The sequence below is a fragment of the Geodermatophilus sp. TF02-6 genome, from assembly GCF_003319115.1.
Lineage (GTDB): Bacteria > Actinomycetota > Actinomycetes > Mycobacteriales > Geodermatophilaceae > Geodermatophilus.
In genome coordinates, this window is sequence record NZ_QOHF01000003.1 from 257209 (window position 1) to 280322 (window position 23114).

Annotated in this window: 22 protein-coding genes; 11 read left to right on the forward strand and 11 right to left on the reverse strand. The window is 74.7% G+C overall.

From position 1 onward, the window contains the following. Positions 1-86 precede the first annotated feature (86 nt). The 3 genes from asnB to DQ238_RS04640 are packed head-to-tail and all read right to left on the reverse strand — an operon-like array spanning position 87 to position 2815. The gene (asnB, locus tag DQ238_RS04630; protein WP_113780129.1) at positions 87-2021 is read right to left on the reverse strand and encodes an asparagine synthase (glutamine-hydrolyzing); all 1935 of its coding nucleotides are present in this window, start codon (positions 2019-2021) and stop codon (positions 87-89) included. 52 nt (positions 2022-2073) lie between these two features. Then, positions 2074-2460 carry a DUF3817 domain-containing protein gene (locus DQ238_RS04635; RefSeq protein ID WP_113780130.1) on the reverse strand — a complete coding sequence of 129 codons (387 nt, stop codon included), beginning with the start codon at positions 2458-2460 and terminating at the stop codon, positions 2074-2076. After that, on the reverse strand, positions 2450-2815 hold the full coding sequence (locus tag DQ238_RS04640) for a metalloprotease (RefSeq protein WP_113780131.1): 366 nt from the start codon (positions 2813-2815) through the stop codon (positions 2450-2452). Before DQ238_RS04640 ends, DQ238_RS04635 begins: the two co-directional genes overlap by 11 nt. Before the next feature lie 275 nt (positions 2816-3090). Here DQ238_RS04640 and coxB point away from each other — a divergent pair, with 275 nt between their 5' ends. Both coxB and DQ238_RS04650 read left to right on the forward strand, forming a co-directional pair. Then, positions 3091-3960: a cytochrome c oxidase subunit II gene (gene coxB, locus DQ238_RS04645; RefSeq protein WP_113780132.1), complete on the forward strand. Its 870-nt coding sequence runs from the start codon at positions 3091-3093 to the stop codon at positions 3958-3960. A 49-nt stretch (positions 3961-4009) separates the two neighbouring features. Further along, positions 4010-4411 (forward strand): cytochrome c oxidase subunit 4, encoded by a 402-nt coding sequence (locus DQ238_RS04650; protein WP_113780133.1) that lies wholly within the window; start codon positions 4010-4012, stop codon positions 4409-4411. Positions 4412-5009: 598 nt separating this feature from the next. Here DQ238_RS04650 and DQ238_RS04655 read toward each other — a convergent pair. The 4 genes from DQ238_RS04655 to DQ238_RS04670 are packed head-to-tail and all read right to left on the reverse strand — an operon-like array spanning position 5010 to position 9295. Beyond that, a complete protein-coding gene (locus tag DQ238_RS04655; protein ID WP_199506132.1) occupies positions 5010-6674 on the reverse strand; it encodes a cytochrome bc complex cytochrome b subunit in 1665 nt (554 codons plus the stop codon). After that, positions 6674-7789 (reverse strand): ubiquinol-cytochrome c reductase iron-sulfur subunit, encoded by a 1116-nt coding sequence (locus tag DQ238_RS04660; protein ID WP_113780134.1) that lies wholly within the window; start codon positions 7787-7789, stop codon positions 6674-6676. The genes DQ238_RS04655 and DQ238_RS04660 overlap by 1 nt, the downstream gene beginning before the upstream one ends. Continuing rightward, complete coding sequence (locus tag DQ238_RS24200) at positions 7786-8673, reverse strand: cytochrome c (RefSeq protein ID WP_113780135.1); 888 nt, start codon at positions 8671-8673, stop codon at positions 7786-7788. The genes DQ238_RS04660 and DQ238_RS24200 overlap by 4 nt, the downstream gene beginning before the upstream one ends. A 7-nt stretch (positions 8674-8680) precedes the next feature. Then, positions 8681-9295 carry a heme-copper oxidase subunit III gene (locus DQ238_RS04670; RefSeq protein ID WP_113780136.1) on the reverse strand — a complete coding sequence of 205 codons (615 nt, stop codon included), beginning with the start codon at positions 9293-9295 and terminating at the stop codon, positions 8681-8683. Between the two features lie 128 nt (positions 9296-9423). Between DQ238_RS04670 and DQ238_RS04675 the strand changes: the two genes are divergently transcribed. Together DQ238_RS04675 and trpD are read left to right on the forward strand one after the other, a co-directional pair. Continuing rightward, the gene (locus tag DQ238_RS04675; protein ID WP_113780137.1) at positions 9424-9840 is read left to right on the forward strand and encodes a hypothetical protein; all 417 of its coding nucleotides are present in this window, start codon (positions 9424-9426) and stop codon (positions 9838-9840) included. Then, the gene (trpD, locus tag DQ238_RS04680; RefSeq protein WP_113780138.1) at positions 9837-10892 is read left to right on the forward strand and encodes an anthranilate phosphoribosyltransferase; all 1056 of its coding nucleotides are present in this window, start codon (positions 9837-9839) and stop codon (positions 10890-10892) included. Before DQ238_RS04675 ends, trpD begins: the two co-directional genes overlap by 4 nt. 301 nt (positions 10893-11193) lie before the next feature. Here trpD and DQ238_RS04685 read toward each other — a convergent pair whose 3' ends face one another. Both DQ238_RS04685 and DQ238_RS04690 read right to left on the reverse strand, forming a co-directional pair. Further along, positions 11194-11481 (reverse strand): Lrp/AsnC family transcriptional regulator, encoded by a 288-nt coding sequence (locus tag DQ238_RS04685; protein ID WP_113780139.1) that lies wholly within the window; start codon positions 11479-11481, stop codon positions 11194-11196. Further along, the gene (locus tag DQ238_RS04690) at positions 11478-13379 is read right to left on the reverse strand and encodes a DEDD exonuclease domain-containing protein (RefSeq protein WP_233495697.1); all 1902 of its coding nucleotides are present in this window, start codon (positions 13377-13379) and stop codon (positions 11478-11480) included. The genes DQ238_RS04685 and DQ238_RS04690 overlap by 4 nt, the downstream gene beginning before the upstream one ends. A 171-nt stretch (positions 13380-13550) precedes the next feature. Between DQ238_RS04690 and DQ238_RS04695 the strand changes: the two genes are divergently transcribed. From DQ238_RS04695 to DQ238_RS04705, 3 genes are all read left to right on the forward strand, one after another. Further along, a complete protein-coding gene (locus DQ238_RS04695; RefSeq protein WP_113780140.1) occupies positions 13551-13871 on the forward strand; it encodes a hypothetical protein in 321 nt (106 codons plus the stop codon). Between the two features lie 155 nt (positions 13872-14026). Then, on the forward strand, positions 14027-15310 hold the full coding sequence (locus tag DQ238_RS04700) for a M48 family metallopeptidase (protein WP_113780141.1): 1284 nt from the start codon (positions 14027-14029) through the stop codon (positions 15308-15310). Then, positions 15307-16428, forward strand: a complete 1122-nt coding sequence (locus DQ238_RS04705) for a glycosyltransferase family 4 protein (RefSeq protein WP_113780142.1) — start codon at positions 15307-15309, stop codon at positions 16426-16428. The genes DQ238_RS04700 and DQ238_RS04705 overlap by 4 nt, the downstream gene beginning before the upstream one ends. Before the next feature lie 124 nt (positions 16429-16552). Here the strand turns inward: DQ238_RS04705 and DQ238_RS04710 are convergent, their stop codons facing one another. Next, on the reverse strand, positions 16553-18367 hold the full coding sequence (locus DQ238_RS04710) for a long-chain fatty acid--CoA ligase (protein ID WP_113780143.1): 1815 nt from the start codon (positions 18365-18367) through the stop codon (positions 16553-16555). A gap of 156 nt (positions 18368-18523) precedes the next feature. On the opposite strand from DQ238_RS04710, the gene DQ238_RS04715 reads away from it, so the two are divergent. The 4 genes from DQ238_RS04715 to DQ238_RS04730 all read left to right on the forward strand — a co-directional run bounded on the left by DQ238_RS04715 (position 18524) and on the right by DQ238_RS04730 (position 21583). Next, positions 18524-18958, forward strand: a complete 435-nt coding sequence (locus DQ238_RS04715) for an SRPBCC family protein (protein WP_113780144.1) — start codon at positions 18524-18526, stop codon at positions 18956-18958. Between the two features lie 7 nt (positions 18959-18965). Continuing rightward, a complete protein-coding gene (locus DQ238_RS04720) occupies positions 18966-20123 on the forward strand; it encodes an ArsA family ATPase (protein ID WP_113780145.1) in 1158 nt (385 codons plus the stop codon). Further along, the gene (locus DQ238_RS04725) at positions 20120-20494 is read left to right on the forward strand and encodes a hypothetical protein (RefSeq protein ID WP_113780146.1); all 375 of its coding nucleotides are present in this window, start codon (positions 20120-20122) and stop codon (positions 20492-20494) included. The genes DQ238_RS04720 and DQ238_RS04725 overlap by 4 nt, the downstream gene beginning before the upstream one ends. A 105-nt stretch (positions 20495-20599) precedes the next feature. Continuing rightward, entirely contained in the window at positions 20600-21583 is a 984-nt protein-coding gene (locus DQ238_RS04730; RefSeq protein WP_113780168.1) for an ROK family protein, read from the forward strand. A 146-nt stretch (positions 21584-21729) separates the two neighbouring features. On the opposite strand, the gene DQ238_RS04735 is transcribed toward DQ238_RS04730, so the two are convergent. Continuing rightward, positions 21730-22977 carry a TIGR00300 family protein gene (locus DQ238_RS04735; protein WP_233495698.1) on the reverse strand — a complete coding sequence of 416 codons (1248 nt, stop codon included), beginning with the start codon at positions 22975-22977 and terminating at the stop codon, positions 21730-21732. Positions 22978-23114 lie beyond the last annotated feature (137 nt).

The window sequence follows — 23114 nt, forward strand, 5'->3', positions numbered from 1 at the left end:
CCTCGGCGACACCGCGGTCCTGCGGGCCGCCACTGGTCACGACAGCGAGCCCGGCTCCTCGGCGGAGGAGCCGGGCTCGCTGCTTGCTACAACCGGACCGGGTAGACCGTCTCCGGGATGACGGGCTCGATCCGCTCCTCCACGAAGATGCCGTGCCAGACCATGAACACCAGCACCTCCCACGCCTGGCGGGCGGTGCGCTTGCTGGGCACCTCCGCCTCGCGCAGCCGGTCCAGCAGGCCGAGCACGTGCCCGCGGTCGAGCCACTCGTCGGTCTGGCTCCCGGTGACGATGTCGCGGGCCCACTCGTGGAGGGGGCCGGCCAGGAACTCCGCCGTCGGCACGGGGAACCCCAGCTTGCGTCGGTGCAGGATCGAGGGCGGGACGATCTGCTCCATGGCGCGGCGCAGGGCGTACTTGGTGGCGTCGCTGCCGCGCGGGACGCGCTGCTCGAGCGGGACGGTGCTGGCCAGGGCGAACACCTCGGGGTCGAGGAAGGGCACCCGCAGCTCCAGGGAGTTCGCCATGGTCATCTTGTCGGCCTTGACCAGGATGTCGCCGCGCAGCCAGGTGAACAGGTCGACGTACTGCATCGCCGTGACGTCGTCGTAGCCGGCCTCGCGGGTCTGCCGGTAGAGGGCCTCGGTGACCGTGACGTGGGAGAGGTCCGGGTCGTGGCCCCGCATGAGCTGCGCCAGCTCGACAGGGGAGAAGTTGCGGGCGTTGCCGTAGTACCGCTCCTCCAGCGGGATCGAGGCCCGGCGCAGCAGGTCCTTGCCGCGCACCCCCTCCGGCAGCCGCTCGGACAGCGCGGCCATCGCCCGCTTGCCGATCCGCGGGAGCCGCTCGGCCCATGCCAGGCTGAGCGGCTCCCGGTAGATGGTGTAGCCGCCGAACAGCTCGTCGGCCCCCTCGCCGGAGAGGACCACCTTGACGTGCTTGCGGGCCTCCCGGGCGACGAAGTAGAGGGGCACGAGGGCGGGGTCGGCCACCGGGTCGTCGAGGTACCAGACCACCTCGGGGATGGCGGCGGCGAACTGCTCGGCGGTGATCACCACCGGCACGTGCCTCACCCCGAGCGTCGCCGCCGACTCGGCGGCGATGTCCACCTCAGAGGTCGACTCCCGTTCGAAGCCGACGGTGAAGGTCATCAGGTCGGGGTTGTACCGGTGGGCCAGGGCGGCGATGGCGGTGGAGTCGATGCCGCTGGACAGGAACGAGCCGACCGTGACGTCGGCGCGCATGTGCTTGGCCACCGACTCGTCGAGCGCCGCCGCGATCCGGTCGTAGAGCTCCTGCTCGCGCCCGGCCGGCACCGGCTGCGGGCGGAAGGTCGGGTGGAAGTAGCGGGAGGTGTGCAGCTCGCCGTCCACCACGGTGAAGCTGGTGCCGCTCTCGATCCGGCGGATGCCGCGGTGCAGCGTGGCCGGCTCGGGCACGTACTGCAGGGTCAGGTAGTGCTGCAGCGAGGCGGCGTCCACCCCGCCGGCACCCTTGCTGCCGCCCAGCAGCTCGAGCACGGCCTTCTCCTCGGAGGAGAACACCAGTCCGCCGTCGGCCAGGCGGGCGGTGAACAGCGGCTTGATGCCGAAGGGGTCGCGGGCGCCGAACGCCGTCCGGGTGTGGGTGTCCCAGATGACGAACGCGAACATGCCGCGCAACCGGAGGACGACGTCTGGACCCCACAGGTGGTAGCCGGCGACGATCGTCTCGGTGTCGCCGTGCGTGGTCAGCTCCGCGCCGGCGGCGGCCAGCTCCTCGCGCAGCTCCACGTAGTTGTAGATCTCGCCGTTGAACAGGATCCGGTAGCGGTCCCGCGCGTGGGGCAGCGGCTGGGGGCTGCCCTCGAGGTCGATGATCGACAGCCGGTTGAAGCCGAGGACGACCCGGGAGTCCGACCACACGGCGGTGTCGTCGGGCCCGCGGTGGTGCAGGCAGTGCAGGGCGTCGCGGACGCCGTCGACGTGGGCGTCGCCGACCCGGTCGGCGTCGGTGGACAGATAGGCCAGCAGGCCGCACATGAGGCGCAGGTCTCCGGGGGTCGGCTCGAGTCCGGCGGGTGCCGGGACGGGGTCAGACGCGCTCGCCGGCGCGGGTCTTGCGGGTGGCGATCCGCTCGGCGACGAAGGACAGGATGGGGATGGTGCCCGCCAGCACGACGAGCACCGTGCCGCGCAGCGTCCACCGGGCCCGCAGGGCCAGGTCGCAGGCGGTCAGGAAGAAGATGGCGTAGAGCCAGCCGTGCAGCGTGCCGACGACGGTGACCGGCTCGTCGAGCCCGCCTGCGTACTTCAGCGGCACGGCCACGAGGATCAGCGCGATGAGCAGGATGCCGACGATCCAGGCCATCACCCGGTAGCGGAGCAGGGCGGCGGGGACGCCCCGCCCGACACGGCGGGCGAGGGCGCGGGGGAGCGGGCTGCGCCGTCGGGACGGCGCAGCCGCGGGTTCAGCGGCCATCGCCGCCCCGCCGCCCCAGCGCCCGCTCGTTGAGCTCCGCCAGGTAGGCGTTGTAGGCGGCCAGCTCGGGGTCGCCGGTGGTGTCGATCCGCGGCCGCTGGTAGAGCACCAGGTCGGCGCCGGGCTCGTCCGCGTCCGGGTCGCGGCGGAGCTCCTCGCGGACCATGCGCAGGTAGAACCACAGCCCCATGAACCCGTACAGCGGCCACTGCACCGCGTAGCTCCAGTTGACCGCGCCGCCCCCGGCCTCGGCCTTGGACAGCTGCCAGTACCCCAGGAAGAAGGTCGCCGCGAAGAGGGCGGCCACGACCAGGTGCAGGAGCACCCACTTGGGGGTCAGCAGCCGGGAGTGCACGACCTCGACTGTAACCGGCCGGGCACGCGTCGAGGGCCCGGTGAGAGGGGCCGCCGCGGCGCGGCGGCCGTCCGGGACGCCCGGAGCGGGCGACGCCGGTCCTCCCGGCGTCCCGACCCACCGGCAGGGCGTCTCCGGTGGTCGGCCGCCGTGCGAGGTCGGCTAGTCTCCCCGCAGACTGTGGTCGGCACAGGAGCCGTCTGCCGGGCACCGGCCGACGGCCCGCCGGGACGACCGTCCGGGCAGTTCGGCGGAGGACGAGGAGGCAGCGGGCAGTGGCTCGAGGCAGCAGGCTCGCGCGGGTCGCCGCGCTCGCTCTCCTGGGGGTGGTCACCCTCACCGGGTGCACCCCGAACAACGAGTTCTGGCGCTGGGGCTGGCCGGACGGCATCACCGACGAGGCCGTCTCGATGCGCAACCTGTGGATCTGGTCGGTGATCGCGGCGCTGATCGTCGGCTTCATCGTGTGGGGCCTGATCCTGTGGTCGGTCGTGCGGCACCGGAAGCGCAGCGACGATCTGCCCCGGCAGACGGCGTACAACCTGCCGCTGGAGATCGTCTACACGATCATCCCGTTCCTGATCATCGCCGGGCTGTTCTTCTTCACCGTCACGGTGCAGAACCGGGTCCAGGAGCGCAGCGCCGACCCCGACGTCACCGTCGCGGTGAACGCCTTCAAGTGGAACTGGCAGTTCGTCTACCCGGAGACCACCGGCCCCGACGGCGAGCCGGTGAACACCGTCGGCACCAGCGACGAGATCCCCATCCTGGTCCTGCCGGTCGACGAGACCGTCCGCTTCGAGGTCGCCTCCGCCGACGTCATCCACTCGTTCTGGGTGCCGGAGTTCCTGTTCAAGCTCGACGTGATCCCGGGCAACGAGAACGGCCGGGACAACGTCTTCGAGGTCACCGTCCGGGAGCAGGGTGCCTTCGTCGGGCGCTGCGCCGAGCTGTGCGGCACCTACCACGCGTACATGAACTTCGAGGTGCGCGCCGTCTCCCCGTCCGACTACGACGCCTACCTGGCCGCCCGGGAGTCGGGCCTGAGCACGCACGACGCTCTCGAGAGCATCGGCCAGCCCGGCGATGCGACGACCACGCACCCGTGGGACCTCGTCGACGACGCGCAGCGAGCCGACGGCTGACCATGCCCGTCACCGGCGCACCGCTCACGCTGCAGCAGGAGGGACGGCCGTGAAGGTCGAAGCGCTCATCTTCAACGTCGTCAGCGGCGCCTGCATCCTCGCGGCCATCGTGTACGGGACCTGGGCCCGGGAACCGATCGGCACGACCGCGCTCGTCCTGTCCGGCGGCTTGACCGGGCTCATCGGCGGGTTCTTCTGGTTCGTCTCCCGGCGCATCGATCCCCGGCCCGAGGACCGCAAGGACGCCGACATCGCCGACGGTGCGGGCGAGCTGGGCTTCTTCAGCCCGAGCAGCTACTGGCCCTTCGCCGTCGCCCTGTCGGCGGCCCTGATGGGGCTGGCTCTGGCCTTCTTCTACACCTGGATGATCATCCTCGCCGCGGCGGCGCTGCTGATCACCATCGGCGGTCTGCTCTTCGAGTACTACGTCGGGCAGAACGCGCACAGCTGAGCCGGCGACGCTCGCCACCCAGGGCCCCTCTCCACGCCGGCGGGCAGGGGCCTCGTCGGTCCGGGCGGCGGACGAGCACCGGGCAGGCCGGTGGATCGGGCGGGCCTCCCGTGCCGGTGGACCGCGGGCCTCCGTGCCGGTGGATCGGTGGTCTCCGTCCGCTGCCCCGTCGGGAAGCCGGTCGGCGGTGCGGGCCCAGGGCGGCGGCCGGCGGTCGCCCTCGACGGCCGGGCCGGTGGTCGACGGGTGCGCACGGGATCCGCGCCGGCCTGAGCGCTGGCAGCGCCGGTCAGGTGGCTCGCGCCGTCCTGGACCCCCCGGCCGGTGGCCGGAGAGCCCGGCCGCCTCCCGCTCGACCGAACCGGTCGGCCGAGCCCTCCGCCGGGAGCCGAGGAGCGTCCGGGAGGTCATCGTGCCGGTCGGCCGGCCCTCTCGGGTGCGCCTCGAGGTGAGCGCCGGCACGGTCCTGGTCGCCGGGATCCGCCGTCGGTCCGTCGTCCGGCCAGCCCGGCGGCGCAGCGGCTCGGACGCGCGGGGGCTCGGACGCGAGGAGGCCCCGACGGGTGTCCGTCGGGGCCTCCTCGGGTGAGCGCTCCGGTCAGTCGCGCGGCTCCTGCGGCCGGCCGCCGTCCGAGGGACGGCCGGAGGTGGTGAGCTCCCGGTCCCCTTCGGCCGCGGCCAGGCCGTGCGCCTCACGCCGCTGCTCGATCTCCACCTGGGCCGGTTCCTCGATCGGGCGGAAGAACCCGCGGATGGCCCTGCGGGCGCCGCCCACCTGGTTCATCTTCTTGGGCACCGGAGCGCCGCCGTAGGCCAGCTCGCCGTGACCGTGTTCGTCGACCGGGCCGAGAGGCTGGTGCACCTCGATGAACTCACCGTGTGGCAGCCGCCGGATGACCCCGGTCTCGATGCCGTGCTCGAGCACCTCGCGGTCGTGCTTCTCCAGACCCAGGCAGATCCGGTAGGTGAGCACGTAGGCGATCGGCGGCAGGATGACCACACCGATCCGGCCGATCCAGGTCATGGCGTTGAGGCTGATGTCGAACTTGTCGGCGATCACGTCGTTGCCGCCGGAGAGGAGCAGCACGACGTAGAAGGTGATCGCCATGACGCCCAGCGACGTCCGCACCGGCACGTCGCGGGGGCGCTGGAGCAGGTGGTGCGAGGCCGTGTCGCGGGTCAGCTTGCGCTCGATGATCGGGTAGAGCGCCAGGACGGTGAAGATGATCCCCGCGATGACGACCGTGGGCCAGAACAGCGCCGGGATCGTGTAGTTGCCGGGGAGGTTGATGTCCCAGGCCGGGAACAGACGGGTCGACCCGTCGAGGAACATGACGTACCAGTCCGGCTGCGACGCGGAGGAGACCTGCGCCGGGTTGTACGGACCCCACAGCCACACCGGGTTGATCTGCACCAGACCGCCGAGGGCGGCGCAGACGCCGAACACGATGAAGAACAGCCCGGTCGCCTTGCCCGCGAAGGTGGGGAAGAGCCGGTTGCCGACCACGTTGTGCTCGGTGCGACCCGGGCCGGGGAACTGGGTGTGCTTCTGCTTCACCAGCACCAGCAGGTGGACGGCGATCAGGCCCAGCATGATCGCCGGGACGAGGAGCACGTGGGCGATGTAGAGGCGCCCGACGATGTACTCGCCCACGTAGTCCCCGTTGAAGACCGCCCAGTGCACCCAGGTGCCGACCACCGGGATGGACAGCATGATCGCCGAGGCGATCCGCAGGCCGGTGCCCGAGAGCAGGTCGTCGGGCATCGAGTAGCCGGCGAAGCCCTCGAGGATCGCCAGGACCAACAGGGCCACCCCGATCAGCCAGTTGGTCTCGCGCGGCCGGCGGAAGGCGCCGGTGAAGAAGATGCGCAGCAGGTGCACGACGATCGAGGCGACGAAGAGCAGGGCCGCCCAGTGGTGCAGCTGCCGCACGAAGAGGCCGCCGCGGACGTCGAAGGACAGGCCCAGGGTGGACTCGTAAGCCGCCGACATCTCCACGCCCCGCAGCGGCGCGTACGACCCCTCGTAGACGACCTCACGCATCGAGGCGTCGAAGAAGAAGGTCAGGTACGTGCCCGACAGCAGCAGGATGACGAAGGAGTAGAGCGCGATCTCGCCGAGCAGGAACGACCAGTGGTCGGGGAAGACCTTGTTGAGGGTGCGGCGCAGCGGACCGGCGACGATCAGCCGGTCGTCGATCTCCAGCGCGGCCTTGCCCAGCGGTGTGGTCGGGACACCCGGCGCCGTGGCGGTGCGAGCCATCAGATGCGCTCCCGATTCCAATAGGTGGGGCCTACAGCCTCAATGTAGTCACTACGAGCAACGAAGTAGCCCTGGTCGTCGACCGTGATCGGCAGCTGGGGCAGCGGGCGGGTGGCCGGACCGAAGACCGGCTTGGCTCCCTGGGTGACGTCGAACTGCGACTGGTGGCAGGGACACAGGATGCGGCTGGTCTCCTGCTCGTACAACGAGACCGGGCACCCGGCGTGCGTGCAGATCTTGGAGTAGGCCACGTAGTCGCCGTAGCCGAAGTCGGCCTGGCCTTCGCGGGGGCGGTCGACCGCGACCTGCTCGGGACGGAGCCGGATGAGCATGGTGGCGGCGTCGGCCTCCCGGTTGCCGCCGGGGACCGCCGGGAAGACCGTCTCCAGCGAGCCGGGCAGCTGGTCGCCCGGACGGATGGGGCTGCCGTCGTCGCGGACGAGGCGGACCCCCCGGGCCCAGCTGGTGGTGCCCAGGGGGTTGCCCTTGTTCGGGTTCTTGATCAGCCCACCCAGCGGCATGAGCAGCATGAGCCCGACCCCGCCGCCCATGAACACCAGGGAGCGGGTGAGCAGCTTGCGGCGGGCCAGGCCGCTGTTGTGCAGGCCGCCGACGAGCGTGGCCGCGGTGGTGACCCGGTCGAAGTGGGACCCGTCGTGCTTGTCCTGCACCGCGGTCTCGTGCGGCAGCAGCTTCTTGGTGTAGAGCACCAGCCCGACGCCGACCAGGATCAGGGACAGCCCGCCGAGCGCCCCGACCAGCGGGGTGAACAGGGCGCTCCAGCCCCCCTCGCTGATCGTCCAGTGCCAGTCGGGCAGGAACCAGCCCGAGCCGACGTACACGACGAGGGCCGCGAACGCGGCCAGCCCGGCGATGCCGAAGGCCAGCGCGACCTGGCGGACGGCCCGCCGCTCGACCGGGGAGCCCGGCTCGGGACCCGGGTCCACGTGCAGGATCTGCACGCTGTCGTACCGGGCGCCCAGGCGGTCGAGCTCCTCGCGGGGCATCGCCGCCAGCTGCTCGGGTGTGTAGTCGTCGTCCGGCCCGCCGTGCAGCGGCCCCGGGACGTCCGCGCCGCCGGTGGAGCCGGCCCGGTGGGTCTCGCCCGTCGTCATGCCTTGCTCCCCATCCAGAAGACGCCGAACAGCAGCACGGCCATGCCGACCACCCAGATCACCACGCCCTCGGCGACCGGGCCGATCCGCCCGACGCCGGCGCCGCCGGGGTCGGCCTGCTCCTTGATGGTCTGGACGTAGGTGATGATCGAGCGCTTCTCGGCGGGGGTCAGCTGGTTGTCCCCGAACACCGGCATGTTCTCCGGACCGGTCAGCATCGCGGTGTAGATCTCGAGGTCGTTGGCGTCCTCGAGGCTGGGCGCGCGCTTGCCGGAGGAGAGGGCGCCGCCCTCGCCGACGAAGTTGTGGCAGGACGAGCAGTTGAGCCGGAACAGCTCGCCGCCCTCGGCCAGGTCGCCGGTGCGCAGGTCGCCGGAGGGCAGGGTCGGCCCACCGCCGTTGGCCTGCACGTAGGCCATCAGCTGGTCGATCTCCTCGTCGGAGAAGACGGCCGGCTTGTCGGCGGCCTGCGCCTCCTGGCGGACCAGCGGCATGCGGCCGGTGTGCACCTGGAAGTAGACGGCGGCCTCGCCGACCCCGATGAGCGAGGGGCCGCGGTTGGGCACGCCCTCGAGGTTCTCGCCGTGGCAGGTGATGCAGCTGCGCTCGTAGAGCTCGCGGCCCGCGGCCTCGGCAGAGGACGCGCTGGGAGCGCCCTCGTCGCTGGCGTACGCCGGGGAGAACACCGAGTACAGCGTGCCGGTGAGCACGAGGCCGAGCATCAGGCCGGCGACGTTGACCACGCGGCGGCGCTGCTTGGACCGCCGGCGGGCGCGGGCCGCGGCGGCAGGGGTCCCGCCGGCCGGCCGGCGGAACCGGCGGCGGTGGCCGCCGGGCGTCCCGTCGTCGGGCCGTGCGTCGGACTGCGGGTTCGGAGTGGACACCGTTTCCTCAGCGGATCAGGTAGATCGTGGCGAAGAGCCCGACCCACACGACGTCGACGAAGTGCCAGTAGTAGGAGACCACGATGGCCGAGGTCGCCTGTGCCGGCGTGAACCGGCCCATGGTGGACCGGATGAGCAGGTACACGAAGGCGACGAGGCCCCCGATGACGTGCAGCGCGTGGAAGCCGGTCGTCAGGTAGAAGACCGAGCCGTACGTGGAGCTGGAGATCGTGGTGTCGTGGTGGGTCACGAGCACGCGGTACTCGTTGGTCTGACCCAGCACGAACACCAGGCCCATGACGAAGGTGATGGTGAACCAGCGGCGCAGGCCGTAGACGTTGCCGTTCTCCGCCGCGAAGACGCCGAGCTGGCAGGTGACCGAGGAGGCCACCAGGATGATCGTGAAGACCAGCGCATAGGGCAGGTTGAGTTCGGTCGGCTCCGGTGGCCACCCGTCCGTGGCCCGGGCGCGCGCGGTGAAGTACATGGCGAACAGCCCGGCGAAGAACATCAGCTCGCTGGAGAGCCAGATGATCGTGCCGACGCTGACCATGTTCGGTCGGGTCAGGGAGTGCACCCGGGAGGTGTCGAAGGTGCCGCTCGCCACGGGAGCCGTTGTCACGGGCTCATCATGGCATCGCTGCTGTCAAGGTCACGACCGCAGGTGGGCGATGTGCCGGCTCCGTGACCTCCTCGACACTTGGCCCGTGCCGCCCGGTCGGCACCCGTGCTGCCACTAGGCTCGGCGCCGTGAGTGACGCCGCACCGGCCACCGTCGTGGTCTACAGCTCCCGGCCCGAGGTGCGGGCCGCCGTGCGCACCGCGGTGGGCCGCCGTCCGGCCGCGGACGTGGGCCCGCTGACCTGGGTGGAGTGCGCGACCGGTGAGCAGGTCGTCGACGCCGTGGACGGCGGCGGCGTGGACCTCTGCGTGCTCGACGGCGAGGCGCAGCCGACCGGTGGGCTGGCGCTGGCCCGCCAGCTCACCGTCGAGGTGGCCGACCGGCCGGCGCTGTGCGTCCTCGTCGCCCGGCAGCCCGACCGGTGGCTGGCCCACTGGTCGCAGGCCGACGCCACGTTGCCCTTCCCGGTCGACCCGCTCACCGCCCCCACCGTCGTCGCCGGCCTGCTGCGCGACCGGGCGGGACGGCGGCCGGTCGCCCGGTGACCCCGCGGGCCACCAGCGGGCCGACCTGGCCGGCACTGCTCACCCGCCTCCTCGCGCGGCAGGACCTCGCCTCGACCGACACCGCCTGGGCGATGGGTGAGGTCATGTCCGGCGAGGCGACCCCGGCCCAGATCGCCGGCTTCGTCGTGGCGCTGCGGGCCAAGGGTGAGTCGCCGGCGGAGGTCGCCGGCATGGCCGGGACGATGCTCGAGCGGGCCACCCCGGTGCAGCTCCCCCTGGCGTGCGTCGACATCGTGGGCACCGGCGGCGACGGGGCGCACACGGTGAACATCTCCTCGATGGCGGCGGTCGTCACCGCCGCCGCCGGGGTGCCGGTGGCCAAGCACGGCAACCGCGCCGCGTCGTCGTCCTCCGGGGCCGCGGACGTGCTCGAGGCGCTGGGCGTGGTCATCGACCTGCCCGCGGCCGCGGTGGCCCGCTGCGTCGAGGAGGCCGGCATCGGCTTCTTCTTCGCCCCGGTCTTCCACCCCGGCATGCGGCACGCCGCCGTCCCCCGCCGGGAGATGGGGATCGGCACGGTCTTCAACTTCCTCGGCCCGCTGACCAACCCCGCCCGCCCGGCGGCCGCGGCCATCGGCTGCGCGGACCCGCGGATGGCGCCGGTGCTGGCCGAGGTCCTCGCCTACCGCGGGACGCGGGCGCTGGTCTTCCGCGGGGACGACGGCCTCGACGAGCTGACCACCGTGACCACGTCCTCGGTGTGGGCGGTGCGCGACGGCGAGGTCGAACCCGACCGGGTCGACCCCTCGGCGCTGGGGATCCCTGCACCCCCGCAGGGGGCGCTGCGCGGCGGCGACCCGGCGTTCAACGCCGACGTCTTCCGACGGGTGGTGGCCGGCGAGCCCGGCCCGGTGCGGGACGCGGTGCTGCTCAACGCCGCCGCCGCGCTGGCCGCCTTCGACGAGCGCGGTGTGCGGCTGCACGACGCGCTGGCCGCCGGGCTCGAGCGGGCGGCCGCCGCGGTCGACGACGGCCGGGCGCAGGCGCAGCTGGAGCGCTGGGTGCGGACCAGCCGGGCGTTGCGCAGCTGAACCCACCGGCCGGCTCCTGCGCCTTGGCCGCTGCCTTGCGTCGGCCCCCTCCCGGGCACCGCCCCGAGCTCGCGAGGGGTGGGCAGGAGGACGGCCCCTTGCCGGGTTCCGCCGCGAGCCTGCGAGCGGTGGGGGGCAGAGGCGGCCCCGTCCAGAGGCTCCGGCCCCCTGCAGGGTCCCACCGCCGGCCCCGTCCCGGGTCCCGCCCTGAGCTTGCGAAGGGTGGGGAGGACGTGGTCCTTCCATGGCGGAGGGCAGGGGGTCCTTCCACTGCGAGGGGTGAGGAGGACGGGGTCCTCCTTCAGTCGGCGGTGTCGAAGCCGATGGAGAACGCCGCCTCGAGGTCGTGCCGGGAGTAGGCCCGGAAGGCGATGTGCGTGGCGGTCTCCAGGACGCCGGGCACCTTGTCGATCCCCCCGGCGATCACCGCAGCGATCTGCTCGAACTCGCGGACCCGCACGACGGCGATGAGGTCGGCGTCGCCCGCGACGGAGTAGACCTCGCTCACGCCGTCGAGGTCGGCGACGGCCTCGGCCACCTCCGGGATCGCGTCGGTGGCCGCGTCGATCATGACGATGGCGGTGATCACGCCGGGGATGCTAACCGGGGTGCCGCCGGCTCGGTGGGGCCCCGCAGGCCGGCGGAGACCCGCTCGGGACGGGCCCGGGTGCCCAGGGGACGGTCGTCGGCGAACGGGTCACGGACGGCGCGGCCGGCCGCGACCCGGTCGAGGAACGCGGTGTAGCCGCCGGTGCCGGGCGCCGGGCAGGCCAGCGTCCCGGACACCTGCACCAGCCGGGTGCCCGGCTTCTCCATCCAGCGCAGCACCAGTTCGGTCTCGTCGACCGAGGCGGCCAGCTCGTCGTCGGGCCCCAGCGGCGTCTCCGCCGTGGCGACCAGCCCCTCGAGGCTGGCCCGCACCGAGACGCCGCGGGGCGCGCAGCCGGCCGCGGCCAGGCGGCCCCGGCGGACGACGGACAGCTGCCAGCCGCCCTCGCCGTCCGGCCGGGCGAGGACCAGCTCCGGCACCGCGGCGAGGGTCTCCAGCCGCTGCCGCCGGCGCACCGCGCGCACGAGGACGGCGACCCGGTCGCGCAGGACGGCGGCGTCCTCGTAGCGCTCCTCGGCGGCCAGCCGGGCGATCCGGGCCAGCAGGGGGGCCAGCAGCGCCTGCGGGTCGGCGGCCACCGCCGCCTGGAGGACGGCGGTGATCCCCGCGTACTCCTCGACCGACTGCGCACCGGTGCACGGGGCGCCGCAGCGACCCATGCCGGCCAGCGCGCAGGCGGGCCTGCGCACCCACGGCGACAGCCGGCCGGTGCACTGCCGCAGCGGCAGCGACTCGTGGACGGCGGCCACGGCGGCGTCGGCCGCGCGCCGGTCGGGGAACGGGCCGAGGAAGACGCCGGCGCCCGGGCGCACCCGGCGGACCACCGACAGCCGGGGGAACGGCTCCTCGGTCAGCCGCACCCACAGCGCCCGCTCGGGGAAGCGGGAGCGCCGGTTGTAGCGCGGCTTGTGCTGAGCGATCAGCCGCAGCTCCCGGACGGCGGCCTCGAGGTCGTGCGCGCAGGGGATCGCGTCCACCCGCTGGGCGAGCGCGACCATCTCGGTGATCCGGCTGCGCTGCTCGCCGGCGGTGAAGTAGCTGCGCACCCGGCTGCGCAGGTCGGTCGACGTCCCGACGTAGAGGGGTTCGTCGCGGGGACCGCGGAACACGTACACGCCGGGGCCGCCGGGGACGCCGTCGGCCAGGTGCCGCTTGCGCAGCCGCTCGGGGTCGACCTGCCGGGTGAGGCTGGTCAGCTCCTCCAGGGTGGTGATGCCGAGCGGGCCCAGCCGCTCGACGAGCCCGTGCAGCACGTCGACGGTGGCGCGCGCGTCGGCCAGCGCGCGGTGGCACGGCTCGGTGGTGGTGCGGAAGTAGGGCGCGAGGGTGGCCAGCTTGCAGTTGGGCACCTCGTCGCGGGTCAGCAGCCGGCGGGCGAGGACGGCGGTGTCGACCGAGGCCGCCGCGGGCCAGGGGATGCCGTTCTCCGCGCAGGCGGCCCTGAGGAACCCGAGGTCGAACGGCGCGTTGTGCGCCACCAGGACCGCGCCGTGGGCGAACTCCAGGAAGCTGGGCAGCACCGCGCCGACGTGGGGTGCGGTGGCCACCATCGTCGCGGTGATCCCGGTCAGGACGCTGATGTAGGGCGGGATCTCGCAGCCGGGGTCGACGAGGGTCTGGAACTCGCCGAGGACCGCTCCGCCGCGCACCTTCACCGCGCCGATCTCGGTGATCGCGCTGTCCTTGGGCGACCCGCCGGTGGTCTCGAGGTCGACGACGACGAACGTGACCTCCGCCAGCGGAGTGCCCAGCTCGTCGATGGTGCCCTGCTCGTAGCGGGGGAGCGCGGCGGCGGCCCGGGCGGTGGGGTGGGTGTGGCCGGCCGGTACCGGGGCGGCGGCGGAGAGCGACACCTGCCGGGAGGGGGAGGACGGCACGGGGCGGACGGTAGGTCGCGGCAGTGACAGTCCCGGGGACGCGCGCCGCGGCGCGCCGTGGGACCGGGAACTGTCGGTGTCCGTTCCTACCGTGCGCTCCGGACCGACCGGGGCCGTGGAGGGCCGCGCGCCACGGGGTCGGCGAGCAGAGGACGAGCAGAGGAGTGGACCGTGTACATCGACTGCGACACCTGCACCGCCCGCGGCGCCGGCTGCGCCGACTGCGTCGTGACCGTGCTGCTGGGCGCCCCACCGGGCTGGCAGGGCGCGGAGCCGACCGTGGTGCCGATGACCGGCTGGCGGGACGGCGGGCCGGCCCTGACCGCCGAGGACGTCGTCGTGCCCCGGCCCGGTGTGGTCGTGGAGTTCGACGAGGTCGAGCGGCGCGCCGTGCGGGCGCTGGCCGACGGCGGCCTGGTGCCTCCGCTGCGCCACGAGCCCGCCCCGGGACGGCGGGCCGGGAGGCCGGCGCCGCGGCGGCGCACCGGGTGACCGGCGCGTCGGGAGCCCGCCCGCGCCGGTGACGGGAGTCGACCGCGCTGGTCCCCGTGCGCCGTCGGCGGCGCGTCCCGGGTCGGTCGTGCGGGGGGCCCCGAGAGCCCGGCCTGCTGCGGTGGGGCCCGCCGAACGGTTCTAGGATCGCCCGGGTGAGCGGGGCGGGTCGGGCAGGTGCTCGTGCCGCGCTGCTGGTCGCGGTCGTGCTCGGCGCCGCGTTCGTCGTCCTCGTCGCCGTCCGCACGCCGTGGACGCTGCTGCCCGAGCCGCCGGGCGGCCGGACGCCGGTCCGCCCCGGAGCCGGTCTGCCGCCCGGGGTCGCCGAGCGCGCGGCGTCCTTCGCCGCCGCCCTGCGCCCGGCCTCCCTCGCGTCGCTGCTGCTGGGCCTGGCCGTCTCCGCCGTCCTCGCGCTGACCCCGCTCGGGCGCCGGCTGGTCACCGCCGTGGCGCGGCCGCTCGGCGGCCGCTGGACCTGGCAGGTGCTGCTCGGCACCGTCGCGCTCCTGGTCGCGGGACGGCTGGTCACCCTGCCGCTGGCCGCCTACGGCGAAGTGGTCCGCCACCGCTACGGGCTGTCCACCCGCAGCTGGGCGCTGTGGGCGCGGGACGTGGCGGTCTCCACCGCGATCGACGCCGCGATCACGGCGGTCGTGCTGCTGGTGCTGGTGTGGCTGGCCCGCCGGGCGCCGCGCACCTGGTGGGCGTGGGCGGCGGCCGCCGCGGCGGGGTTCGTCGTCGTCGGCTCGTTCCTCTACCCGGTTGTCATCGAGCCGGCGTTCAACCGCTTCACGCCGCTGGCGGCCGGGCAGCTGCGCAGCGACCTGCTGGCCCTGGCCCAGGAGAACGGCACGCCGGTCCAGGACGTGCTGGTCGCCGACGCCTCCCGGCGGACGACGGCGCTCAACGCCTACGTCTCCGGGTTCGGGTCGACCCGGCGGATCGTCCTCTACGACACGACTCTCGAGCAGCTGCCCGATGCCGAGATCGAGTCGATCGTCGCCCACGAGCTCGGCCACGTCGCCACCGACGACGTCCTCACCGGCACCCTCATGGGTGCGTTGGGCGCCGGCGCCGCGGTCGCCCTGCTGGGCTGGCTGCTGACCTGGACGCCGCTGCTGCGCCGGACCGGCGCCGACGGGCCGGGCGACCCCCGGGTGGTGCCGCTGGTGCTGCTGCTGGCCTCCCTCGGCACGCTGGTGGCCACACCGGTGCAGAACCTCGTGTCCCGGCACGTCGAGGCCCGCGCCGACCTGCACGCGCTCGACCTCACCCGGGACGCCGCGGCGTTCACCGCCATGCAGGACCGGCTCGCCGCCACCAACCTCGCCGATCCCGATCCGCCCGCCGCCTGGCAGTGGTTCTTCGGCTCGCACCCGACCGGGCCGCAGCGGGTGGCCCTGGCACGGGACTGGCAGCGGCTGCAGGAGGCCGGGTGAGGACGCTGGTCGTCACCAACGACTTCCCGCCGCGCCAGGGCGGCATCCAGACCTTCGTCGCCGCCCTGCTCGCCCGCCGGCCACCGTGGTCCCTGGTCGTGCTCGCCTCCCGGTCGCCGGGCTGGGAGGCGTACGACGCGGCGCTGCCCTACCCGGTGGTGCGCCGCCCCACCGGGGTGTTGCTGCCCACCCCGGCCACGGCGCGGACCGCGGCCGGTCTCGCCCGCCGGTACGGGTGCGACACCGCCTTCTTCGGCGCGGCCGCGCCGCTGGGCCTGCTCGCCCCCGCACTGCGCGAGGTCGGCGTGCGGCACCTGGTCGGGGCCACCCACGGGCACGAGACCGGCTGGGTCGCCCTGCCCGGCGCGCGGCAGCTGGTGCGGCGGATCGCCGGCGGGCTGGACGTCCTCACCTACATCAGCGGGTACACCCGCGCCCGGCTCGCACCGGTCCTGGGCGGGGTCACCCGCATGGCGCAGCTGTCACCCGGCGTGGACGTCGACCTGTTCACCCCGGCCGCCGACGGCGCGGCCGTGCGCGAGCGGTACGGGCTGGGCGAGGCGCCGGTCGTCGTGTGCGTGTCCCGGCTGGTCGCCCGCAAGGGCCAGGACGTGCTCGTCGCCGGCTGGCCGCGGGTGCTGGCCCGCCACCCCGACGCCCGGCTGCTCCTGGTCGGCGGCGGCCCGCTGGAGGGCCGCCTGCGCCGGGCCGTCGCCGCCCGCGGGCTGGCGCACTCGGTCGTCCTCACCGGGCCGGTCCCGCCGCAGCAGCTGCCCGAGCACTACGCCGCCGGCGACGTGTTCGCCATGCCCTGCCGCACCCGCCGCGGCGGGCTGGACGTCGAGGGGCTGGGCATGGTCTACCTCGAGGCGGCCGCCTGCGGCCTGCCGGTGGTGGCCGGCACCTCCGGGGGCGCCCCGGAGACGGTCCGGGAGGGGGTGACCGGGCACGTCGTCGCCGACCCGCGGTCGCCGGGAGCGGTGGCGGAGGCGGTGGCCGGTCTGCTCGACGACCCCGTGCGGGCACGGCGGATGGGTGCGGCGGGCCGGGCCTGGGTGGAGCGGCGCTGGTCCTGGGCGACGATCGCCGCGACCTTCGCCGAGCTGCTCGAGGGTTGACGGCGGAAGGACCCCGTCCTCCTCACCCCTCGCAGTGGAAGGACCCCCTGCCCCCCGCCACTCGCACGCTCTCGGCGGGACCCTGCAGGGGGCCGGAGCCTCGGGACGGGGCCGGAGGGGCCTCTCAGGGGTGGGGGGCAGCGGGGTCCTTCTGGTACATCGCCTCGACCTCGGCGTCGAACTCCTTGAGCACCACGGCACGCTTGAGCTTGAGGCTCGGCGTCAGCATCCCGTTCTCCTCGGTGAAGTCGGTGTCCAGCACCCGGAACTGCTTGATCGCCTCCGCGTGCGAGACCGCCCGGTTGGCCTCGGCGACCGCCGCCTCGAGCTCGGCGCGCAGGTCGGGGTCCTCGCGCAGCTGCGCGGGCGTCAGACCGGTGTCCTTGCCCTCGGCCTGCAGCCAGGCCGGCAGCGCCTCCTCGTCGAGGGTGACCAGCGCGCCGATGAAGGGACGCTGGTCGCCGACGACGATGCACTGGCTGACCAGCCGGTGCGCGCGCAGCCGGTCCTCGAGGACGGCGGGGGCGACGTTCTTGCCGCCGGCGGTCACCAGGATCTCCTTCTTGCGGCCGGTGATCCGGATGAAGCCGTCGCTGTCGATCTCGCCGAGGTCGCCGGTGTGGAGCCAGCCGTCGGCGTCGACCGCCTCCCGGGTGGCCTGCTCGTCGTGCCAGTAGCCGCGCATCACGATGCCGCCGCGGACCAGGATCTCGCCGTCGTCGGCGGTCGCCACCTCGACGCCGGGCAGCGGGCGCCCGACGGTGCCGATGCGCAGGGCCCCGTCGTGGTTCACCGACGCCGCCGCGGTGGTCTCGGTCAGCCCGTAGCCCTCGTAGACGGTGACGCCGATGCCGCGGAAGAAGTGGCCCAGCCGTTCGCCCAGCGGGGCGCCGCCGGAGACCGCACCCTGGCAGCGCCCGCCCAGCGCGGCGCGCAGCCTGCCGTAGACCAGCCTGTCGAACAGCGCGTGCTGGGCGCGCAGCACCGGGCTGGGGCCGCCGGTGTCCTGGGCGCGCGACCAGTCGACGGCGACCCGGGCCGCCCGGTCGAAGACCCGCCCCTTGCCGTCGGCCTCCGCCTTGGCCTTGGCCTGGTTGTAGACCTTCTCGAACACCCGGGGGACGGCGAGGACGAAGGTCGGCCGGAACCCGCCGAGGTCCTCCACCAGGTTCTTCACGTCCGGGGTGTGCCCGAGGACGGTGCGGGTCTTGACCGCGCCGACCTCCAGCACCCGGGCGAGCACGTGGGCCAGCGGGATGAACAGCAGCAGCGAGCTGCCCGGGGCGAGCAGCCGGCTGAGCAGGCTCATGCCGTTGCCGATCTCGAACAGGAAGTTGGCGTGGGTGAGCTCGCAGCCCTTGGGGCGGCCGGTGGTGCCGCTGGTGTAGATCAGCGTGGCCAGGCTGGAGGAGCGCAGCACCGCCCGGCGGGCCGCCAGCTCGGCGTCCGGGACGCCGGCGCCGGCCGCGGTGAGGGTGCCCAGGGCGTCGTCGTCGATGACCCACAGCGGGCCGAGGTCGGGGGCCTGCTCGCGCACCGAGTCCACCGCGGCGGCGTGCTCGGCCCGCTCGACGACGGCGGCGGTGGCGCCGGAGTCGGAGAGGATCCAGGCCACCTGGTCGGGGCTGGAGGTCTCGTAGACCGGGACGACGACCGCGCCCGCGGTCCAGATCGCGAAGTCGAGGACCGTCCACTCGTAGCGCGTCCTGGCCTGCAGGGCCACCCGGTCGCCGACCTGCACGCCGGAGGCGATCAACCCCTTGGCGACCCCGGCCACCTGGGCGCCGAACTCGCGCCAGGTGACGTCCTCCCACCGGCCGCCGCGCCGGATCCGCAGGCCGACCTCGTCGCCGTGCTCGGCCACGTTGGTGGCGAGCAGGTCCGGCAGCGCCTCGTCGAGCCCCACCTCGGTCGTCGCGGGGACGCTGAACTCGCGCACGCCTCGTCCTCCCCTCCCGCCCGGCCACGGCCCGTCGCCTGCGGCACCGGTCGCGGGACGTCCTCGACCGAATCTAGCCGCCGGCGGCTACCCGCGAGTAGCAGGAGCCGGCGCCGCCGGCCGCCCGGTGGGCGGCGAGCGGTTAGCCTGCTGCGCATGGCCGACCAGTCCACGCAGTCGATCACCGTCGAGGCGCCGCCGGCCGACGTCATGGCGGTGATCGCCGACTTCCCGGCCTATCCGCAGTGGGTCGCCGCGGCCAGGACGGTCGAGGTCCTCGAGCCCGGCCCCGACGGCCGGGCGCGGCGGGTGCACTTCGTCCTCGACGCCGGCGCGGTCAAGGACGACTACGTGCTCGAGTACACCTGGGACGACGACCGCCGGGTGACCTGGACCCTGGTGAAGGGCCAGATGCAGAAGCGGCAGGAGGGCTCCTACACCCTCACCGAGACCGTGCCGGGCACCACCGACGTCACCTACGCGATCACCATCGACCTGGCCATCCCGATGCTGGGGATGATCAAGCGCAAGGCGGAGAAGGTCATCCTCGACACGGCTCTCAAGGAGCTCAAGAAGCGCGTGGAGGGCTGAGCGGCCGGTGTGCACGCTCCTGCTCACCGGGCCCGGCGGGGCCGGGACCTCGACCCTCGCCGCGGCGGCCGCCGTCCGCGCCGCCCGGTCCGGCCGGCGCACGCTGCTGCTGACCCGCCCGGGTGGGTGCCCGGCCGGGGTGGCCGACGTACCGGGCCTGGCCGTCGACCCGGTCGAGCCCCTCGCCGCGCTCGAGACGCTGTGGGCCGCCGCCGGGGAGCTGGCCGGCGCCGTCCCGGGCCTGACGCCGCCGCCGGCGAGCTCGGTCGTGCCGCTGCCGGGCGTCGCCGAGCTCGCCCTGCTGGTCCGGCTGGCCCGCGCGGCCCGCGACGGCGAGGCCGACACGGTGGTCGTCGACGCCGGCCCGCTGCAGACCGGCACCGCGCTGGTCGGCCTGCCCGGTGCGCTGCGCTGGTGGCTGGACCAGGCGCTGCCCACCCGGCTGCGCGTGCTGGGCGCCGTCCGGACCGCCGCGGTGCGCTCCGGGGCGGTGTCCCGCAGGCCGGTCGACGCCGTCCTGGACGCGGTGCCCGTCCTGGAGGAGCTGCTCGGCCGGCTGGCCCTGACCGACCCGGCCGCGACCGAGGTCCGGCTGGTCGCCGTCCCCCGCCCGGGCGCCGTCGCGGCGCTGCGCACCGCGGTGACCGCGCTGGCCCTGCACGGTCAGCGGCCGACCGCCGTCCTCGCGCGGGTGCTCCCGGCCGGCGTCCCGGGGCAGTGGTGGGCCGCGCGCCGGGTCGAGCAGGACGCCGTCCTCGCCGAGCTGGCCGAGCTGGCCCCGGTGCGGCGGGTCCCGGAGGCCGCGCGGGCGCCGGCAGGCGCCGCGGCGTTGGCCGCGCTGCTGCCCGACGGGGACGACGGCCCGCCGGCGGTCCCGCGGCGGCCGCTGACCGACCGGGTGGACGGCGGCCGGCGGCTGGTGCTGCCGCTGCCCTTCGCCGAGCGCGCCGACCTGGAGCTGACCCGCTGGCAGGACGACCTGGTGGTCACCGTGGCCGGGACGCGCCGGTCGATCCGGCTCGACGCCCTGCTGCGCCGCTGCCTGGTCACTGCCGGCGCCCTCACCGACGCCGGCACCGCGCGGGCGCGGCTCGAGGTCACCTTCACACCCGATCCGCAGCAGTGGCCGGCCGACCTGCTGGCCGCCGAGGGGAGCACGAGATGAGCGACGGACCCGACTGGGTCGAGCAGACCCGCCGGCTGGTGGCCGGGCTGGGCCGCACCGTCGGTCAGGCGCTGCAAGAGGCGCGGGCGACCCCCGCGGACCACCCCGCCGACTGTCGCTGGTGCCCGGTCTGCCAGGCCGCGGCGGTGGTCCGCGGCGAGCGTCCCGAGGTGACCGCCGCGCTGGCCGACGTCCTGGGTGCGGCGGCGTCCGCGCTGCGGGCCTTCGCCGAGTCGGGCCCCGCGGGGGGACGCCCCGCCTGGGGCGGGCAACCGGCCTCCGAGCAGCCGGGCTCCGAGCAACCGGCCTCCGAGCAGCCGGCAGCGCCCGCCGAGCCCGCGCCGACGGTCCAGCGGATCGAGATCGTCTGAGTGGCCGCCGCGCAGCCCCCCTCGCACCCCGCCGCGCAGCCCCCCACCCACCCCGCCGCGCAGCCCCCCACCCACCCCGCCGCGCAGCCCCCCACCCGCCCCGCCGTGACCGACGCCGCCGACCTGCCCGCCCTGGGCATCGACATCGGCGGCACGAAGGTGGCCGGCGGCGTCGTCGCCCCCGACGGGACGGTGCTGGCCACCGCGCGCCGGGCGACCCCGGGCGCGTCGGTGGTCGAGACCGAGGACGCGATCGCCGCGGTGGTCGAGGAGCTCGCGCTGTGGCACGGCGGGCCGCTGGTCGGTGTCGGCGTGGGGGCGGCCGGCTGGTTCGACCGCACCGGGGACACGGTGCTGTTCAGCCCGCACCTGGCCTGGCGCAACTCCACCCTGCGCAAGGACCTCGCGGTGCGGCTGCAGCGGCCGATGTGGGTGGGGAACGACGCCGACGCCGCCGCCTGGGCCGAGTACCGCTACGGCGCGGCCCGCGGCGCCGACCTCGCGCTGATGATCACCCTGGGCACCGGCATCGGCGGCGGGATCGTCGTGGACGGCCGGCTGCAGCGCGGCTCCCACGGCGTCGCGGGGGAGTGGGGGCACATGCGCGTCGTCCCCGACGGCCGGCTGTGCGCGTGCGGCAACCGGGGCTGCTGGGAGCAGTACGCCAGCGGGACCGCCCTGGGGCAGACGGCGCGGGAGGTGGCCCGCAGCTCCCCGGCGGCCGCCGCGCTGCTGCTCGAGCGGGTCGACGGCGAGGCCGACCGGCTCACCGGGGAGCACGTCGCCACGTCCGCCGCCGACGGCGACCCGCTCGCGCTGGAGCTGCTGGCCGAGGTGGGCTCCTGGCTCGGGCAGGGGATCGCCGACCTCGCCGCCGTCCTGGATCCCGAGGTGGTCGTCATCGGCGGCGGGGTGAGCGTGCTCGGCGAGATGGTGCTCGGCCCGGCGCGGGAGCGGTTGGACCGGGCGCTGCCCGGCCGCGGGTTCCGGCCCGGTCCGCGGGTGGCGGCCGCCCGGCTGGGCGCGCAGGCCGGCCTGGTCGGCGCCGCGGACCTGGTGCGCCGCGCCGTCTGCGAGGGCGAGGCGTAGTCACCGTCGTCCTACCGGGCGACACCGCGGGCGATGACACGGTCGTCCTACCGGGCGACACCGCGGCCACTGCCGTTCCCCGGTCGCGTGGAGCCGCTGCGTCGCGCCTGCGCGGACCCCTCCGGGCCCCACTCGGCGCGACATGACTACGGGGCCAGCTCGCGGGCGAGCTGTTCGAGGAACAGGCCGATGTCGGTGACGATGCCCATCGCCTGGGCGCTGCCACGGTCGGCCAGCTTGGTGACCGTCGCGGGGTTGATGTCCACGCACACCAGCGGCACCGACGCCGGCAGGATGTTCCCCGTCGCGATCGCGTGCAGCATCGTCGCCACCATGATGCAGAAGCCGACACCGGGCAGCTGGGCGCGCATCGCCCGCTGACCCCCGATCACGTCGGTGTACACGTCGGGCAGCGGGCCGTCGTCGCGCACCGAGCCGACCAGCACGAACGGCCTGCCGGCCCGCACCATCGCGTGCATGACCCCGCCGGTGAGGACGCCGGACGCCACGGCCGCGGCGATCGAGCCGGCCCGCCGGATCGTGTTGATCGCCCGGATGTGGTGCTCGTGGCCGTGCGGCACGCCGGCGCCCTTGGCCAGGTCGACGCCGAGGGAGGTGCCGAACAGCGCCGCCTCGATGTCGTGCGTGGCCAGCGCGTTGCCGGCGAACAGGACGTCGACGTAGCCGGCCTCCACCAGCCGGACCATCGCCGGCGCCGCACCGGTGTGGACGACGGCCGGCCCGCCGACCCACAGCACCTTCTGCCCGGCCGCCTTCACCTCCCGCATCCGCTCGGCGATCTGGCGGACCAGCACCACCTGCGGCTTCTCGCTGGAGGCCGCCGACGACATGAACCCGAACGCCTCCTCCTCGCCGCGGGCCACCGCCGGGGGCATCTCCACCCGGACGCCGCGCGCGCCGCACACCACGGCCGCACCGGCCCGGACGTCGCTGACCGGCACGGTCCGGACGACCACTCGTCCACCCGCCCCACCGTCGACCTCGTCGACGACCAGGCCGCAGTCCATCTCGGCGCGGTCGACCGGCAGCCACTCCCGGTCCAGGCGGACGCAGGTGTCGAGGTTGGTCGTCGAGTAGAAGTCGTCGGGGAAGACGCCGTCGGCCGGCGCCGGCCGCAGGGTCGCCGTCCCGGGGTCGACGGGGTTGGCGCCGTGGGTCTGCAGGCGCATGACGATCCGCTCGAGCAGGTCGCCCTCGCCGGCGCTGACCCGCACCAGCGCCCGCGACTCGTCCTCGTGCCGGCGTCCCAGGTCGAGGGACTCGATGAGGTAGTCGCCGCCGTACTCGAGCACGTCATCGAGCACCCGGGCGAGGATGCCGGTGTCCATCAGGTGGCCGGTCACGGCGACCGTGGTCGAGTGCGGGGCGTCCACCCGCCGCAGGCTAGTATCCTGCACCGAAAATCCGCAGGATAAATTGTAGACTGGGGTATGCCGAGAACGGGGCGACCGAAGGCCGAGCTGGTGCTCAGCGACGAGGAGCGCGCGCAGTTGCTGCGCTGGTCGCGGCG

What these genes read in the sequence shown, in the direction of transcription:
- DQ238_RS04725 (WP_113780146.1), top strand. Translation starts at nt 20,120, where the DNA reads ATGAGCGACGGACCCGACTGGGTCGAGCAGACCCGCCGGCTGGTGGCC.
- DQ238_RS04635 (WP_113780130.1), bottom strand. Translation starts at nt 2,460, where the DNA reads ATGGCCGCTGAACCCGCGGCTGCGCCGTCCCGACGGCGCAGCCCGCTC.
- DQ238_RS04715 (WP_113780144.1), top strand. Translation starts at nt 18,524, where the DNA reads ATGGCCGACCAGTCCACGCAGTCGATCACCGTCGAGGCGCCGCCGGCC.
- DQ238_RS04655 (WP_199506132.1), bottom strand. Translation starts at nt 6,674, where the DNA reads ATGGCTCGCACCGCCACGGCGCCGGGTGTCCCGACCACACCGCTGGGC.
- DQ238_RS04660 (WP_113780134.1), bottom strand. Translation starts at nt 7,789, where the DNA reads ATGACGACGGGCGAGACCCACCGGGCCGGCTCCACCGGCGGCGCGGAC.
- asnB (WP_113780129.1), bottom strand. Translation starts at nt 2,021, where the DNA reads ATGTGCGGCCTGCTGGCCTATCTGTCCACCGACGCCGACCGGGTCGGC.